This window comes from Mesorhizobium sp. M8A.F.Ca.ET.218.01.1.1 (assembly GCF_004791165.1).
Taxonomy (GTDB): domain Bacteria; phylum Pseudomonadota; class Alphaproteobacteria; order Rhizobiales; family Rhizobiaceae; genus Mesorhizobium.
Map to the genome: position 1 here is coordinate 1 of NZ_SRUZ01000119.1, position 334 is coordinate 334.

Sequence of the window (334 nt, forward strand, 5' to 3'; positions counted from 1 at the left end):
GCCTTGCCGCGACTGAAAAAGGGAACGCGATGGGCGATCATGGTGAATCCACGACATTGCTGGCGGGTATTTCCGGTGCGCTGACGGCGTTCGGCCACCGGCTCATGGCCAGGGTCTACTATGCCGACACCGACTTCTCCGGCGTCGTCTACCATGCACGCTATCTCGAATTCCTCGAGCGCGGCCGCTCGGATTACCTGCGGCTGGCCGGCGTCCATCACACCGAGCTTTTGGATGGCAAGCATGGCGAGCGCATCGTCTGGGTGGTCAGACGCATGGAGATCGACTTCCGTTCGCCGGCCCGCATGGATGATATCCTTACCATCGAAACGCG

At 61.4% G+C, this 334-nt stretch carries 1 protein-coding gene; it reads left to right on the forward strand.

Going from position 1 to position 334, the window contains the following annotated elements; genetic code table 11:
• Positions 1 to 29: 29 nt before the first annotated feature.
• A partial coding sequence (locus EN861_RS34650; RefSeq protein WP_135928233.1) for a YbgC/FadM family acyl-CoA thioesterase occupies positions 30 to 334 on the forward strand: 305 nt, incomplete at its 3' end.